Source organism: Pseudomonas sp. BIGb0278 (assembly GCF_024809895.1).
GTDB lineage: Bacteria > Pseudomonadota > Gammaproteobacteria > Pseudomonadales > Pseudomonadaceae > Aquipseudomonas > Aquipseudomonas shirazensis.
Map to the genome: position 1 here is coordinate 851,769 of NZ_JANUEL010000001.1, position 15,210 is coordinate 866,978.

At 61.4% G+C, this 15,210-nt stretch carries 14 protein-coding genes; 8 read left to right on the forward strand and 6 right to left on the reverse strand.

All coding sequences use genetic code 11. The features are described 5' to 3' along the window. Positions 1-25 precede the first annotated feature (25 nt). Positions 26-1,393 carry a PAAR domain-containing protein gene (locus tag M2396_RS03955; RefSeq protein WP_259073274.1) on the forward strand — a complete coding sequence of 456 codons (1,368 nt, stop codon included), beginning with the start codon at positions 26-28 and terminating at the stop codon, positions 1,391-1,393. 627 nt (positions 1,394-2,020) lie between these two features. Here M2396_RS03955 and M2396_RS03960 read toward each other — a convergent pair. Continuing rightward, positions 2,021-2,569 (reverse strand): lipocalin family protein, encoded by a 549-nt coding sequence (locus tag M2396_RS03960; RefSeq protein WP_101320073.1) that lies wholly within the window; start codon positions 2,567-2,569, stop codon positions 2,021-2,023. Positions 2,570-2,739: 170 nt separating this feature from the next. On the opposite strand from M2396_RS03960, the gene M2396_RS03965 reads away from it, so the two are divergent. The 3 genes from M2396_RS03965 (at position 2,740) to tcuB (ending at position 6,407) form a co-directional block, all read left to right on the forward strand. Continuing rightward, positions 2,740-3,666 (forward strand): LysR family transcriptional regulator, encoded by a 927-nt coding sequence (locus tag M2396_RS03965; protein WP_101320071.1) that lies wholly within the window; start codon positions 2,740-2,742, stop codon positions 3,664-3,666. A 124-nt stretch (positions 3,667-3,790) separates the two neighbouring features. Beyond that, complete coding sequence (gene tcuA / locus M2396_RS03970) at positions 3,791-5,245, forward strand: FAD-dependent tricarballylate dehydrogenase TcuA (protein WP_188036140.1); 1,455 nt, start codon at positions 3,791-3,793, stop codon at positions 5,243-5,245. Continuing rightward, a complete protein-coding gene (gene tcuB, locus M2396_RS03975) occupies positions 5,226-6,407 on the forward strand; it encodes a tricarballylate utilization 4Fe-4S protein TcuB (protein WP_188036139.1) in 1,182 nt (393 codons plus the stop codon). Before tcuA ends, tcuB begins: the two co-directional genes overlap by 20 nt. A gap of 41 nt (positions 6,408-6,448) precedes the next feature. Here tcuB and M2396_RS03980 read toward each other — a convergent pair whose 3' ends face one another. Further along, entirely contained in the window at positions 6,449-7,342 is an 894-nt protein-coding gene (locus tag M2396_RS03980; RefSeq protein ID WP_101320065.1) for a LysR family transcriptional regulator, read from the reverse strand. 147 nt (positions 7,343-7,489) lie between these two features. On the opposite strand from M2396_RS03980, the gene M2396_RS03985 reads away from it, so the two are divergent. The 3 genes from M2396_RS03985 to M2396_RS03995 all read left to right on the forward strand — a co-directional run bounded on the left by M2396_RS03985 (position 7,490) and on the right by M2396_RS03995 (position 11,314). Then, on the forward strand, positions 7,490-8,563 hold the full coding sequence (locus M2396_RS03985; RefSeq protein WP_101320064.1) for a 4-oxalomesaconate tautomerase: 1,074 nt from the start codon (positions 7,490-7,492) through the stop codon (positions 8,561-8,563). A 125-nt stretch (positions 8,564-8,688) separates the two neighbouring features. After that, positions 8,689-9,993 carry a CitMHS family transporter gene (locus tag M2396_RS03990; RefSeq protein ID WP_150572467.1) on the forward strand — a complete coding sequence of 435 codons (1,305 nt, stop codon included), beginning with the start codon at positions 8,689-8,691 and terminating at the stop codon, positions 9,991-9,993. 67 nt (positions 9,994-10,060) lie between these two features. Next, complete coding sequence (locus tag M2396_RS03995) at positions 10,061-11,314, forward strand: OprD family porin (RefSeq protein ID WP_150572466.1); 1,254 nt, start codon at positions 10,061-10,063, stop codon at positions 11,312-11,314. Between the two features lie 23 nt (positions 11,315-11,337). Here M2396_RS03995 and M2396_RS04000 read toward each other — a convergent pair whose 3' ends face one another. Further along, the gene (locus M2396_RS04000; RefSeq protein WP_259073278.1) at positions 11,338-12,399 is read right to left on the reverse strand and encodes an AbrB family transcriptional regulator; all 1,062 of its coding nucleotides are present in this window, start codon (positions 12,397-12,399) and stop codon (positions 11,338-11,340) included. Positions 12,400-12,512: 113 nt separating this feature from the next. Here M2396_RS04000 and M2396_RS04005 point away from each other — a divergent pair, with 113 nt between their 5' ends. Then, positions 12,513-13,415, forward strand: coding sequence for a LysR family transcriptional regulator (locus tag M2396_RS04005; protein WP_101320056.1), 903 nt, complete (start codon positions 12,513-12,515; stop codon positions 13,413-13,415). Between the two features lie 9 nt (positions 13,416-13,424). On the opposite strand, the gene M2396_RS04010 is transcribed toward M2396_RS04005, so the two are convergent. The 3 genes from M2396_RS04010 to M2396_RS04020 all read right to left on the reverse strand — a co-directional run bounded on the left by M2396_RS04010 (position 13,425) and on the right by M2396_RS04020 (position 15,188). Continuing rightward, the gene (locus M2396_RS04010; protein ID WP_188036137.1) at positions 13,425-13,787 is read right to left on the reverse strand and encodes a VOC family protein; all 363 of its coding nucleotides are present in this window, start codon (positions 13,785-13,787) and stop codon (positions 13,425-13,427) included. Between the two features lie 115 nt (positions 13,788-13,902). Then, a complete protein-coding gene (locus M2396_RS04015; RefSeq protein WP_188036136.1) occupies positions 13,903-14,625 on the reverse strand; it encodes an anti-sigma factor domain-containing protein in 723 nt (240 codons plus the stop codon). Continuing rightward, positions 14,622-15,188, reverse strand: a complete 567-nt coding sequence (locus M2396_RS04020; RefSeq protein ID WP_101320050.1) for a sigma-70 family RNA polymerase sigma factor — start codon at positions 15,186-15,188, stop codon at positions 14,622-14,624. The genes M2396_RS04015 and M2396_RS04020 overlap by 4 nt, the downstream gene beginning before the upstream one ends. Positions 15,189-15,210: the final 22 nt, after the last annotated feature.

The window sequence follows — 15,210 nt, forward strand, 5'->3', positions numbered from 1 at the left end:
CTCAACAAGCACAGGGCGTTTGCAGATGCGCGTGATAATTGACGGTAAAGGTCAAGCTGTCGATGGCGATGATACGACAACGGGTGCGGTGTGCATCGCCACGGGTGATGGCTACATCTGTGATGGGCGCATGGTCCTGCGTGTCGGCGACAAGACCACGGCCTGCCCGTTGTGCGCCGAACCAGGCACTGTCGCCGAAGGCGCGCCATGCTTTATCTCCGATGGCAGCGAAGTGGCGGTCGATGGTTCGCTGGTGCAGTGCGCTTGCCCGCCCGGTACCAACCGAGTTGTAGCGCCACCTGACTTTGTTCCACCCTGGCGGGAGACAAGGTCTTCGCGCGTGGTCGGCCCAAGCGCGCAGAGCTTTGGTCAGCCTGTGCACTTCGTTGATAGCCGGCCGTACATCAATGAGCCAGGCTTCCATATTGTCCAGCGCAACATGTCCTTCCCGCAGGTGCTGATGCAGTTAGCCGGGCAGGACAGCACCTTGCCGATCTCGCGCCTGCAGATGCTCAACCCGACGTTCCAGCAAGGCTTCAAGGCCGGAGAGATTTTCGTCATTGGTGACCCCGACAACGGCGACGCCTGCACCCGCGAAGAAGCTCAACTGATGGCCGCCGCACAGCAGGCCCGCGACTCGCTGGCGCTGCTCGACTACGACGAAGCCGAATTCATGATGGAGCACCAGGCTGAAATTGCAGGGCTGCTGACAGGCGCCAGCCAGTCCATGGGTGTCGGTAAGGATGTACTGGAGCAAGGCCTGAGGCAGGTCCGGGCGACCTTGCTCGAAGTCGACCAGTTACACAAACAGCAGTTCGCCAAGTTCGGCCACCTGTACAGCCCGGAGTTTTTTGCTAGTCGACAGAAGTTGCTCAGGCAGCTGGATAGACAGTTGAAGGCGGCGTTTTTGAACAAGCGATTGAACCTTGGCCCTTACGAGCGTCTTCGTCGTGATTTGAAGATTTCTACCAAAAGCCTGGTTCATCATTGGTCAAAAGCCGGTGGGGCGGGGCAGATTCCGGGGTATGCCACGCATTTGGATGAGGTGGCGAAGGTGGCCAAGTACGTCAAGTATGGCGGACACATCGGCACAGCCTTGGGAGGTACATCGTCTTATTTGAAGGTGGAGGAAGTATGTCGAGCGGGCGAGACGGAGGAGTGCAAGCGGATTCGGTTTACAGAGGCGGGCAGTTTTATAGGCGGACTCTCTGGCGGATCTCTCGGTGCAGCCGGTGGCAAGGGAGCCGCTGTAGCGGTATGTGGCTTCGCTGGTCCTTATGCCCCTGTTTGTAGCCTAGTGATGGTGGGCGCCGGTGCAGTAATCGGTGGTAAGTATGGTGGGTCGCTTGGAGAGGTGGGAGGTGAGGTTATCTATGAGAAAACAACGCAGTGATGAATATCCCTGAATCATGGTCGCTAGACCTAAAGCTGTGGCTCTTCGTGACACCATTTGTATTGATGTGGGCAGGGATGGGTTTGTATGTGTTTGTGATTCTGAGTCGGGATTTCAAATGTCTGCAACAGATCGTCTCTACCAATCCGAGATTAATTATTGTGATGCCGAGCAATTTTCGAGCGCTTCATGATAGGTGGTGGTTCGTTATAAATTTTTCTTGGTTGCTTCACTGTCGTCGTCTATATGTACGGCGCGGTCAAATCACTGATGAAGATTTGAGGCTTATCCCTAGGGGCTTGCGTATTCGTCTTAATGTCGGAGGGCTGCTGATGTGTGTAGGGTTCGCGTGGATGCCGCTACTTCATTTAGTTATAACGTTGTGGTGAACCCGTCGCGGCTGGTCTGCGTACCTCTATCGGTGATTTGCTGTGAGTTGAGGTCGGGTGTCCCTGTGGAAAGTCTTTTAGTCTGAAAGAAACTGGGGAATCACATTTTTCAATGTTATAGCTTGAGGGTATCAGTGAGTGAATTAAATCTGAATGATTGTTGTCGAAAAGAAGCTGGAACTGTAAGTATATGGTCGGAAGGTGTCGTGACACGTTAGCCCCTTCCGACCTATATCATCTAATCCGCCTTACGCCACACCAACTCACTCACGTCATACCCTTGCTCACGCGCCGTAGTCAGCAATTTCTCACGCGTTTCACTGCTGATGGTCGGCGTGCGCGACAGCAGCCACAGATACTCGCGGTTCGGGTGGCCGACCAATGCAACCTGGTAATCCTGATCGTGGTACAGCACCCAGTACTCGCCCTTGGTCAAGCCGGGCAGAAGCTTGCTGAACCAGTTGTCGAACTTGACCCAGAGCTTGTCGGTCTTGCCCGGCACCTGTGGTTCGGCGGTGCCGTGGACTTCGTTCCACTTGCCGTCTTCTTCACGGCAGCGATTGGTGACGTCGATCAGGCCGTCGGCGCGCAGACCGTATCGCGCTTCTGACTGCACGCAGTTGCGCTGGAAGAACATCGGCAGGCGGGCGACTTCATACCAGGTGCCCTGGTAACGCTGCAGGTCGACCTGCATGGTTGCCGGCGGTTTCTGGTTGTCGCTGGAGCTTGCGCAGCCGGCCAGCGCCAAGGCCAGGCATGACAGCAGCAAAGTGTTGCGTAGGATCATCAGGCACCTCCTGGAAACAGTCGAATGGTTTGTCTGCAACGTTCGATCCCAGCGCGCTGGGAAAGTGCCGATGTGCGGCCCAGCAGGTTGCAACATCACCGTCGAGCCAGCCATTGAGTTGTGCAAAGCTTTGAGTATAGGGTAGCCGCCCACCATCGCCCGAGGTCTCCATGGAACTGCGCCAATTACGCTACTACCTCGGTGTACTCGAACACGGCAGCCTCGGCCGCGCCGCCCTTGAGCTGGGTGTTGGCGCTTCGGCGTTGAGCCAGCAGCTGTCCAAGCTCGAAGGTGAGCTGTGCACGCGGCTGTTGACCCGCACCAGCACCGGCGTGACGCCGACTGCGGCCGGTTTGGCGTTCCAGCACCATGCCCGGCTGACACTGCGTCAGGCCGAGCACGCTGTGCTGGCCGCGCAGAGCGGGCGCATGAGCGGCTATGCCAGCGTAGGCCTGGCGCCCACAACAGCGTCGATCCTCGGCCTGCCGCTAATTGCGCGCATGCGCGAGCGTTATCCAGACGTGCGCCTGCATCTGGTCGAGATGCTTTCGGGTTATCTGGTCAACCAGCTCAACGCGCGCCATCTGGACCTGGCAGTACTGTTCCAGGCCGATGTGGGGCCGCGTTTGAGCCTGCGACCGCTGCTGCAAGAGCGCTTGTTTGCGTTGGTGCCAGCGGCGCTGGTGCGGGCGGAGTGGGGCGATAGCCTTAGCCTGGCACAGCTCAAGGATCTGCCGCTGGTGTTGCCCAGCGCCCAGCATGGTTTGCGCACGACACTGCGTTCAGCCTTCGAGCGGGTGGGGCATGAGCCTGACATTGTCATGGAGATCGACGGCCTGTCGTTGTTGATGGACGCGGTGTGTGCCGGCCACGCCGCAACCATCCAGCCAGGGGCCACGGTAGCGCGATCGCTGCAGGCGGGGCTGAAGGTGTTCGAGATCAGCGATGCCGACGCCGAGCGGCGCAATGTGATGGTCAGCCTGGCCGAAGACGAACTGTCACCGGCGGCACTGGCCACGCGCATCGTGCTGTTCGACGTGGCGCGTGAGCTGGTCGAGCAAGGCCGGTGGCCCGGTGCACGGATGCTCTCGACCTGACCCTTTAGCAAAACTGCAGGCCCCTGTGCCGACAGCCCGTTTCGCCGTCCTGGGCAGCGCTCTAAAGTCGCCGCCATCGCGAGGAGCAACCGAACGCCCGTCTCCTCGCTGAACAGGAGGCGATATGATTGATGTGCTCGTCATAGGGGGCGGCAACGCAGCCCTGTGCGCTGCGCTGATGGCGCGCGAGGCCGGTGCCAGCGTGCTGTTGCTGGAAGCCGCACCGCGCGAATGGCGCGGTGGCAACTCGCAGCACACGCGCAACCTCAGGTGCATGCACGATGCGCCGCAGGATGTGCTGGTCGAGAGCTACCCGGAAGAAGAATTCTGGCAGGACCTGCTCAAGGTCACCGGCGGCATGACCGATGAAAAGCTGGCGCGCCTGGTTATCAGAGCTTCGGCGACCTGCCGGGACTGGATGCGCAGCCATGGCGTGCACTTTCAGCCGTCGTTGTCCGGTGCCCTGCATACCGCGCGCACCAACGCCTTTTTCATGGGTGGCGGCAAGGCGCTGGTCAATGCCTATTTCCGCAGCGCCGAGCAGCTCGGCGTAGGCGTTCGCTACAACGCACCGGTCAGCCACATCGAACTTGACGGTGATCGTTTTGTGGCCGCCCATATCGGCCCACGTCACGTCGATGGCCGCGACCTGCCCGCCGAACGTATCGAGGCGCGGGCCTGTGTGCTCGCCGCCGGTGGCTTTGAGTCCAATCGTGAATGGCTACGCGAGGCCTGGGGCCAGAACGAACGTGGCGAGTGGACTGCAGACAATTTTCTGATCCGTGGCACACGCTTCAACACCGGCGTGCTGCTGCGTGGCTTGATGGAACAGGGCGCCGACACCATCGGCGATCCGACCCAGGCGCACATGGTTGCCATCGACGCGCGTGCTCCGCTGTATGACGGCGGCATCTGCACCCGTATCGACTGCGTGTCGCTTGGCGTGGTGGTCAACCGTGACGGCCAGCGCTTCTACGACGAGGGTGAAGACTTCTGGCCCAAGCGCTATGCCATCTGGGGCCGCCTGGTCGCCCAGCAGCCAGGGCAGGTGGGCTTTTCGATCATTGACCAAAAGGCGCTCGGGCGTTTCATGCCGCCGGTGTTTGCCGGCACCAAGGCCAATACCCTCGGCGAACTGGCACAGCAGCTCGGCCTGCCCGAGGGCGAATTCGTCGCCACCGTGCAGGCCTACAACGCAGCCTGCCAGGTCGGCACGTTTGACCACACTCGGCTTGATGACTGCCATACCCAAGGCGTGCAACCGGTCAAGAGCCATTGGGCGCGCCCGCTGGATACCCCACCTTTCTACGGCTACCCGTTGCGCCCCGGCGTGACCTTTACCTACCTGGGCCTGCGCACCGATCACACCGCCGCCGTGCACTTTGCCGGCAAGCCCAGCCCGAACCTGTTCGTTGCCGGTGAAATGATGGCCGGCAACGTCTTGGGCAAGGGCTACACCGCCGGCGTCGGCATGTCCATCGGCACCGCTTTCGGCCGGATTGCCGGCACCCAGGCGGCGGCAGCGCTCGGCTATCACCATCCTTCCAGCGAGATTACCCATGACTGCGCAACTGCTTGAACCGCGGCTGGTCGAGCCCAGCAAGGGCCACGGCGAACTGATCGCCGTGCTGAATGTGGACGAAAGCGAAGTCGACCGGCAGATGCGCATCTGTAATGCCTGCCGTTATTGCGAGGGCTTTTGCGCGGTGTTCCCGGCAATGACCCGGCGGCTGGACTTCAACAAGGCCGACATCCACTACCTGGCCAACCTGTGTCACAACTGCGGTGCCTGCTTGCATGCCTGCCAGTACGCCGCACCGCATGAGTTTGCCGTAAATGTGCCGAAGGCGCTGGCCACCGTGCGCGGCCAGACTTACTCGGACTACGCCTGGCCAAGCGCGTTCGGCCGGCTCTACCGGCATAACGGCACGCTGCTCGCCAGTGCACTGGCAGCCGGGTTGTCGCTGTTCCTGCTGCTGGCGCTGCTGGTCAATGGCACGCTGCTACCAGGGCGGCTGGCGGGGGATTTCTATGCGGTGTTCCCGCATAACACCCTGGCGTTGATGTTTGGCGTGGTCTTCGCCGCGGCCATGCTGGCGTTGAGCATCGCCGTCAGACGCTTCTGGCGCGAGGTCGCACCGGCAGACAGCCCGCCCGCAAGCAAGCATGCTGCGGTGGTGGAAGCCTCGACTGCGGCGCTGACACTGAAGTATCTGGACGGTGGTCATGGCCAGGGCTGCACCAACGAGAGCGACCGCTACACCTTGTGGCGCCGGCGTTTTCATCACCTGACCTTCTACGGTTTCATGCTCTGTTTCGCGGCGACGGTGGTCGCCACCGGTTACCACTACCTGCTGGGTGAAATGGCGCCTTATCCGTTGCTCAGCTGGCCGGTAGTGCTGGGTACTGTCGGCGGTGTGGGCCTGGTCATCGGCCCTGTCGGCCTGCTGGTGCTCAACCTGCGCCGCGACCCAGCGCATGGCGATGTCAGCCAGCGGCCGATGGACCGCGCGTTCATCCTGCTGTTGCTGCTGGTCAGTCTGACTGGCCTGGCCTTGCTCGGCTGGCGCGACACCGGAGCGATGGCAATCTTGCTCGCGGTGCACCTGGGCTGCGTGATGGCGCTGTTCCTGACCTTGCCCTACGGCAAGTTCGCCCACGGCATTTTCCGCAGCGCGGCGTTGCTCAAGTTTGCCATCGAAAAACGCCAGCCCGATCCGCACGGCCTGGGGGGCGAATGACGTCCGCTCAGTACCAGCGCAAGCCAGTCGCCGTGCACGGCTCAGCTGTTCGGCCATTTCTCCAGCAGAATGGCCACGAACTTCTCGGCAGCCGGCGACAGCGAGGCGCCGCGCCGGTAGACCAGGCCGAGGGTGCGGGTCACCTCTGGCTCGCTCAGCGGCACGCTGACCAGGGTAGGGTGGTCGGCGGCCGGCATGGCCAGGCTGGGCATGGCGGAGACGCCAAGGCCAGCCTCGACCATGCCCAGCGACGTCGACAAGTGCTGCACCTCATAGAACCACTTGGGACGCCAGCTCAGGCCGGACAAGGCATGGTCGAGCAGCATCCGGTTGCCGCTCAGGCGGCCTACGCCGATCAGGCGATAGTCGGCCAGCTGCGTCCAGGTCACCGAAGCGCGGCTGGCCAGCTCATGGTCACGGCGGCAGGCGAGGACGAACTTCTCCTCGACCAGCGGCACGAACTCAATGTCCGGGTGCTGGCCACTCATCATGTTGATGCCGAAGTCGGCTTCACCGCGCAGTACGGCCTCAAGCCCGTCGTTGGCGCTGAGATCGAGCAGGCGAATACGGATCTTCGGATATTGCTCGTTGTACAGGCGAATCACCGACGGCAAAAAGTAGAACGCTGCGGTCGGGATGCAGGCCAGGGTCACCTGGCCGGTCTGGCGTTCGGCCAGTTCGCGGATGCTCAGGATCGAGTCCTCGAAGTCATCCAGCAGGCGTCTGGCCTTGGGCAGGAAGTCGCGGCCGACACTGGTCAGGCTGACCCGGCGCGTAGTCCGTTCGAGCAACGGCGTACCCAGGCCTTCTTCTAGCTTCTTGATCCGCCGGCTCAGTGCCGGTTGAGACAGATGGAGCACATCAGCAGCTTCGTGGAAGCTGCCCAGTTCGGCGATTTTCACGAAAGATCTTATATCCTGGAGCTCATATTCCATGACGATTCTCTTCAGCAGTCCACGACTTTATTCATTTGCTGCACGCAATAATAGCTACGATCTTTGCATTGGATTGATTTATCGGTCCCTGTCACTCTTGTTTCCAACACATCAATACCCCCTATTGATCAACAAGAGTCAGTAGTCATGCAACGAATTCCTTGTGTTCTGATGCGCGGCGGTACCTCCAAGGGTCCGTTTTTCCATGCCTGGGACTTGCCGACCAATGTGGTCGAGCGTGACGAAATGCTGATCAACCTGATGGGCTCTGGCCATGAGCTGGAAATCGACGGCATCGGCGGCGGCAGCCCGCAGACCAGCAAAGTGGCGATCCTCAGCCCCTCGCTACATGCCGATGCCGATGTCGACTACCTGTTCGTTCAGGTCATGGTCGCTCAGCGCCGCGTCGATACTGCACCTAATTGCGGCAACATGCTCTGCGCAGTCGGCCCATTCGCCATCGAAGAGGGCCTGGTCAAGGCCACCGAAGGCAAGACCCTGGTGCGCATCCGCAACTTGAACACCGGAACCTTCGTCAACTCGCTGGTGGAAACCCCCGGCGGCATCGTCCGCTACGAGGGCCGCACTGCGATCGACGGCGTGCCGGGTACCGCAGCGCCGGTGCAGTTGACCTTCCTCGATGCCGTTGGTAGCAAGACTGGCAAGCTGTTCCCCACCGGTCAGGCCAGCGATGTGATCGATGGTGTCGAGCTGACCTGCATCGACATGGCCATGCCGATGATGATCATCGAAGCCAGCAAGCTTGGCGTTACCGGCGGCGAAAGCCCGGCCGAGCTCGAGGGCAACAGCGCGTTGATGCAAAAGATCGAAGCGCTACGGATCAAGGCCGGCGCGGCGATGGGCCTGGGCGATGTCAGCGGTATGGTCATTCCCAAACCCGTGCTGATCTCGCCAGCTAAATTCGACGGCACCCTGCAGGTGCGTTACTTCATGCCGCACGACTGCCATCGGGCATTGGCCATCACCGGCGCCATAGGCCTGGCGACGGCCTGCGTCAGCCCAGGCACGGTGGTCATGCAGATGCTCGGCGAGCGCGCCAATGGCCTTACTCAGGTGCGCCTGGAACACCCGAGCGGCAGCATCGATATTGCCCTGGAACGCACCGAAGGCAAGCCGATTCAAGCCTCGGTGGTACGCACTGCCCGGCGGCTCTTCTCCGGCTACGTCTACGCGCCGTCCGTGCGCAGGCTCGCCGGCTGATCGCTTTAAACGCTTTGTTTAACGATTGACATACAATCGCTCGCTGCCTTGCCGGGCATCGAGCGAGTCAGGCGCCGTCTGCCCGGCAGACGTGCACATTTACAATAAAAACAAGAGATACAGACATGCTCGCACTCCTCGGTTTGGTCATGGTAGTGACGTTCACCTACCTGATCATGAGCAAACGCTTATCCCCAATCGTGGCCTTGACGGTCGTGCCTATCGTATTTGCGGTGATCGGCGGCTTCGCCCCGGAAACCGGCAAGATGATGCTCGACGGCCTGAAAATGGTTGCGCCGTCGGCAGCCTTGTTGCTGTTTGCCATTCTCTTCTTCGGCCTGATGATCGATGCGGGCTTGTTCGATCCGCTGATCCGCAAGATCCTCAAAAGGGTCAATGGCGACCCGCTGAAAATTGCCATCGGCACCGCGCTGCTGTCGCTGCTGGTCGCACTGGATGGTGACGGCACCACCACCTACATGATCACCTGCGCCGCAATGCTGCCGCTGTACAAGCGCATCGGCATGAACCCGATGATTCTGGCGACCATCTCGATGCTGTCGCTGAGCATCATGAGCGGCATGAGCCCATGGGGCGGGCCGGCTACTCGCGCCATCGCTGCCTTGGGCCTGGACGCCACCCACTATTTCATCCCGATGCTGCCAACCATGATCGGCGGCGCCGCCTGGGTTGTGTTCACCGCGTTCCTGCTGGGCCGTAGCGAGCGCAAGCGCATTGGTAACATCAAGCTCGAGTCCGGTGGTGGCGACTGCTACATTAAGGCGATCCTGGAAGACACCCCGCACAAGCGTCCGCGCCTGGCCTACGTCAACCTGGTGCTGGTTATCGCGGTGATGACTGCGCTGGTGCTGGGTGTGATGCACGCGGCGATCCTGTTCATGATCGGTTTCGTTGCTGCGCTGATGATCAACTACCCGCAGCTGGACATCCAGAAAGAGCGCATCCTCGCCCACTCGGGCAATGCCATGACCGTGGTCCTGCTGGTGTTTGCCGCCGGTATCTTCGCGGGCATCTTCTCGGGCACGAAGATGGTCGACGCGCTGGCGCAGACTTTGGTTGACTGGATCCCGGATGCCTGGGGGCACTGGTTCCCGCTGGTGGTGGCGATCACCAGCATGCCGCTGACCTTCGTCCTGTCTAACGATGCCTACTACTTCGGCGTGGTGCCGATCCTGGCCAACGCCGCTGCTGCATACGGCATCGACCCGGTGGAAATCGCTCGCGCCTCGGTACTTGGCCAGCCGGTACACCTGATGAGCCCGCTGGTGGCATCGACCCTGCTGCTGGTGGGGATGGTTGACCGCGATATCGGCGACTTCCAGAAAGCCACGGTTAAATGGGCGGTGTATACCTCCCTGGTAATCACCGCCCTGGCAGTCCTGACCGGCGCCATTTCGTTCTTCGCCTGACCTTGTTGGACGGGCACCGCTCGGTGCCCGCGCAGCCCTTCAAAAAACAATAAAAGAGTCCTCTGACATGCAATCACTCCTTCTGCGTGGGGCCGCCTGCGGCCTGTTCTGCGGCTGCCTGCCTGTGGCTGTCGCCGGCGGCTTTATCGAAGACAGCAAACTCAAGCTGCAACTGCGCAATGTCTACTTCAACGAGAACTTCCGTGACGAGCAGGGCATGACTGCCCGTGCTGCCGCCACTGCCAAGAGCGAGCGCACCGAATGGGCGCAGGGCTTTTTGCTGGATTACCAGTCAGGCTTCACCCAGGGCACCATCGGTGTTGGCCTCGATGCCATGGCGCTGGTCGGGGTCAAGCTCGACTCCGGTCGCGGCCGCAGTGGCACCGGCCTGTTGCCCGTGCATGACGATGGCCGCGCGGCCGACGAGTTCGCCAGCGCGGGTGTAACCGCCAAAGCCAAGCTGGCCAATACCGTGGTCAAGCACGGCACCTTGCTGCCCAAGACCCCGGTGCTGGTGCATAACGATGCACGCTTGTTGCCGCAGACCTACCAGGGCACTCAACTGGTCAGCACCGATATCGATGGACTGACCCTGACTGCCGGCCAGCTGGACCGCTTCAAGCAGCGCGATTCGTCCGACAGCACCGGGCTCTATGTCGACGGCTATCGCGGCGACGAGACCGGCGATTTCCGCTACGCCGGTGCTGACTATGCCGCCAGCAAAACACTGCGCCTGAGCTACTTCCATGGCGAACTGGAAAACTTCTACCGCCAGGACTTCGCCGGTATCCAGCACGACCTCAAGCTCGGTGGCGGCGTGCTGACCAGCGACCTGCGCTACTTCAGCAGCCATGACAGCGGTTCGGCCTACGCCGGCCGGATCGACAACGACATGCTCAGCGGCCAGTTGGCCTACGCCCACAGCGGCCATACCGTAGGTGCCGGTTACCAGGTGCTCAACGGCGACGCCGGGCTGCCGTACATCAGCGGTGCGACCGTGTACTCGTTCAGCAACGTTGGCATCGGCAAGTTCATCGAGGAAGAAGAAAAGACCTGGATGGCCAGCTACGCCTACAACTTTGCTGCAGCCGGTGTGCCAGGCCTGACCTTCATGACCCGCTACCTGAGCGGTGACAATGGCCGTTCCGGCGATGCTGGCCTGAGCGAGTGGGAACGTGACATCGAGCTGGCCTACGTGGTCCAGTCGGGCACCTTCAAGGGGCTTGGCATCAAGGCACGTAACTACGTCTATCGCGCTGACTTCGCCCGCGGTCGTGACAGCAATCGGCTGTACCTGACCTACGACATTGCGCTCTGGTAAACGCGCAGCAGGGTAAGCGGGTTTCAGGCCTTGGCCAGGCGGATGATCTGTCTGGCGCAAAAGGCACCGGTAATGATCACGGCAAACAGGCGCAAGGTCTGCATTGCCAGCACCAGCCCGACATCTGAGTGGGTTTCCACCGCAATGATGGCCATGGCATCCAGCCCGCCTGGGCTGGTTGCCAGGTACATCGAAAGAAAATCATGCCCAGTGACCCATGCCAGCAACCAGGCGCAGCCGGCGCACAGCGCGATCAAGCCGGTCGCTCCGGCGATCATGGTCGGCAAGCGGCTCCCCACATAACGCACCGTGGCACGATCGAAACGCAGGCCTACGTAGCATCCGATGGCGCCATAGGCAAAGGCCAGCAACCAGCCGGGCAGGGTGATCTGCATCAGGCCACTCAGTTGCAGCGCACTACCGATCAACAACGGTGCCAGCAGCGCGCCCGCAGGCAGTTTGGCGGCCAGGGTTATCCCGATCACAATCACTGCCAGGCATGGCAGCAGTTGGTTCAGCTGTAGCGCAGGGGTGCTGGCGGCTGGTACCAACGCCTTGCTGGCGATATCGCCGGCGCCAAGCAAGTGGCTGACCAGCGCGCCGATCATTACTACGCAGACGACCCGCACGTATTGCATGGTTGACACTACCCGAGGATCGGCACCGTGTGCTTCCGCCATCGAGACCATCGCCGAAGCTGCGCCAGGGGCTGTGCCCCAGGCTGCAGTCGCGGCCGAGATACCGCCGTAACGCACAGTGGCCAGGCCTACCATGGCGCTCAACAGCACAGTGACCAGCGTGGTTATCAGCATCACCGGCCACGACTGCGCCAAGGCCGCCAGTACCGTCCAGCTCATCGAGTGGGCAACCATCAGGCCGACGCAGCCCTGGCCAAAGCGAAACACCTGTTTGTGCAGGCGCAGCCCGGTGCCACTGACGCCAAAGGCGATCGCGGTCAGCATCGGCCCGAGAAACAATCCTGCAGGCACTGCCAACGCATGCAGTAGTTGGCCGCTGGCGGCAGCACAACCGATCAGGGCCAGCCAACGCAGGATCAGCAGGGGATTTGATAGGAACAACTGCACGTGGTGATTCTCCTCGACCCGGTAACGGCGCTTACTGGAGAAAATTATCGACGGCGCAATCGATCAAGTCTATTTTCTACTTTCGATGAACCTATAACTGAAATTCATGAATCATGGACCTTCGCGACCTGACTTACTTCGCCACCATCGCTGAGCTTGGTCATCTTGGCCGGGCTGCCGAACGGCTCAACCGCAGCCAGCCCGCCTTGAGCAAAAGTATCCAGCGGCTGGAAGAATCACTTGGCACGCGGCTGTTCAAGCGCGATGGCCGGCGTATCAAGCTGACCGACGTAGGCGAGTTGCTGCTTGAACGAGGTCGGCAATTGCAGCTGAACATCGCCGAAACCGAGCGCGAGGTCCGCGATTTTGCCGGTGGTCTGATTGGCAACATCCGCCTCGGTTGCGCGGCGAGCATGGCTGAGTACTTGTTGCCGCGGCTGACCGAGTCGCTGTTGCAGCGCGCGCCCGAGCTGACCTTGCAGCTGTCCATCGGCCAGGACGATCTGCTCAAGGAGTCGCTGCGCTCGGGGCGGTTGGATGCCATCATCTGCCCGCTGATCGTCGATGATCCGCACGTCAGCAGTTACCCGATCCTGCAGGATGAGGCCGTGGTGGTAGCCAGTGCCGACCATCCACTGTTTGCCGCGCCGATCACCTTGCACAGCCTTTGCCAATACCGCTGGGTGCTGCCGGCGATCACGGTCAGTTCCAGGCGCTGGATCGACAACGTGTTTGCCACTCGCCATTTGCCGATGCCACAGGTGCAGATCGAAGCCAACAGCATCTCGATGCTGCCCCGCCTGATCGAGCGCACCCGGCTGCTGAGCTTTGTAGCGAGGGAAACCCTTGAGCACGGCCACGGTATGTCGCGCTTGCGTGCGGTGACCCTGGATGAAACCACCATGCACCGCACTGTGGCGGTGTCGATTCGCGCCGAGGGCTATCTGCCACCGGCGGTGGCCGCGATGGTCGAATTGCTCAAGGAACGCGGGCGCAGTTTTTTCGGTGACAACTGAACGGGCCGATCAAGCAGTGCTTGTTGCAGTCCACACCGCCAGCTCGTAGCCGTCCGGGTCGATGAAGTGGAAGCGGCTGCCGCCGGGGAATGAGAAGGTCTGCCGGCTGATCTGCGCGCCAGCAGCCAGCAGCCGCTGCTGAGTCGCATCCAGATCGTCGGCGTACAGAATCACCAGCGGGCCGCCGGGGCGTACCGGTTCGCCGGTAGTGAAACCGCCGCTCAGGCGACCGTCACTGAATTCGGTGTAGGTCGGGCCGTAATCGACGAAGGTCCAGTCGAATGCCTTGGCGTAAAACGCTTTGCTGCGGGCAATGTCGCTGACATTGAATTCGATGTTGTCGATCTGCCGGTCGTTACCGCGAACAGTCATGATGGCTTCCTTGCTCGGTCGTGAACTTGAAGCTGTGAGCATGAGGGCTTTTGCACAGCTTTGTCCACATAGCTCATGCGGTGTTTAATCGAAGCCACAGGTTCCATGCCGACAATCAGATGACTTTCACCGCCCGCCCAATAAACTGAATCGGCCCAGTCGGCTTGCCAGTCTTCGATCCGCCGGCATTCTCCAGTGTCAGTTCGAACAACTGGTTCGCTTCAAGCGGCGGCAGTTTGTCCAGCGGCACCGAAATCTTCTCCCCTGGCTGGACCAGACCCAGCGACACCGGCCCTTGCCAGTCATCACCTTTGGTCCAGAACTGCAGGGTTTTGTCGGCCGGCACAGTGACTTGGCCGAGTGGAATCAGCTCGACCTCACGCGGACTGCTGGCCTGAATCACCCAGCCCGGGGCGCGGTCTTGCGGGGCGACCAGCACGACCAGATAGGAGGTCTGCGGCGGCGTGACAGTCTGGCTCGACAGCGCCACGGCCATCACCAGACATGCCGCCAGGCCAGCACCTGCCAGGCCACGCCACAGCGGCAGCAGGTTCCACCAGGAGGTGTTCACGCTGCGTTCGGGGGCTGCTTCACGTGGAGCGAGGTTGTCCAGGCTGCGGCCAATGCGCTGCCACAGTTGCCTCGAGGGTTGTTGCGCCGGGGCGAGGGCAGTCAACTCCAGCAGGCGTTGCTCCCAAGCATCGATAGCGGCGCGCAAGGCACCGTCATAGGCCAGGCGTTGTTGCACGGCGTCACGTTGCTCGGCGTCAAGCGTGCCCAGTACGTATTCACCGGCCAGTTGCTCCAGCTCATCGGCGTTGCTCTGGTCGTTGTTCATCCCATGCACTCCCGCAATGCTGCCAGGCTGCGTTTGATCCAGGCCTTGACCGTGCCCAGCGGCGTGCTCATGCGCTGGGCGATTTCTGCATGGGTGCAGCCGTCGACGTAGGCGTGCAGGATGCAGTCGCGCCGCGCCGGCTCCAACTGCTCCAGGCAGTGGTAAATCCGCGCCGAATGCGCCTGCGCGGTAAAGTCCACTGGCTGCCACTGCGCAGAGGCTTGCAGCGCCTCGTCGTGTTGCTCATCCAGAGGCACCTGGCGGGCGCCATCACGCACGAAGTTCAATGCCAGATGCCGGGTGACGCTGTAGATCCAGCCACGTGCCGAACCTCTGTCTGGGTCGAAGCTTGCGGCATGCGTCCAGATGCGCACGAAGGCGTCATGGACGATGTCTTCAGCGACCGCCGGTTCGCGTGCGATGCGCAGGGCGACCCCGAGCAAACGCGCGCTTTCCTGCTGATACAGCTCGCGCAGGGCTCTACGATCGCCTGCAGCGCAGGCCAGCAGGCAACGTTGATAATCAAACGCGGTTTCAGGCAAGGACAAATTCTGTTCAGCCATTGGCAAGGGGTGCGGACCCCAG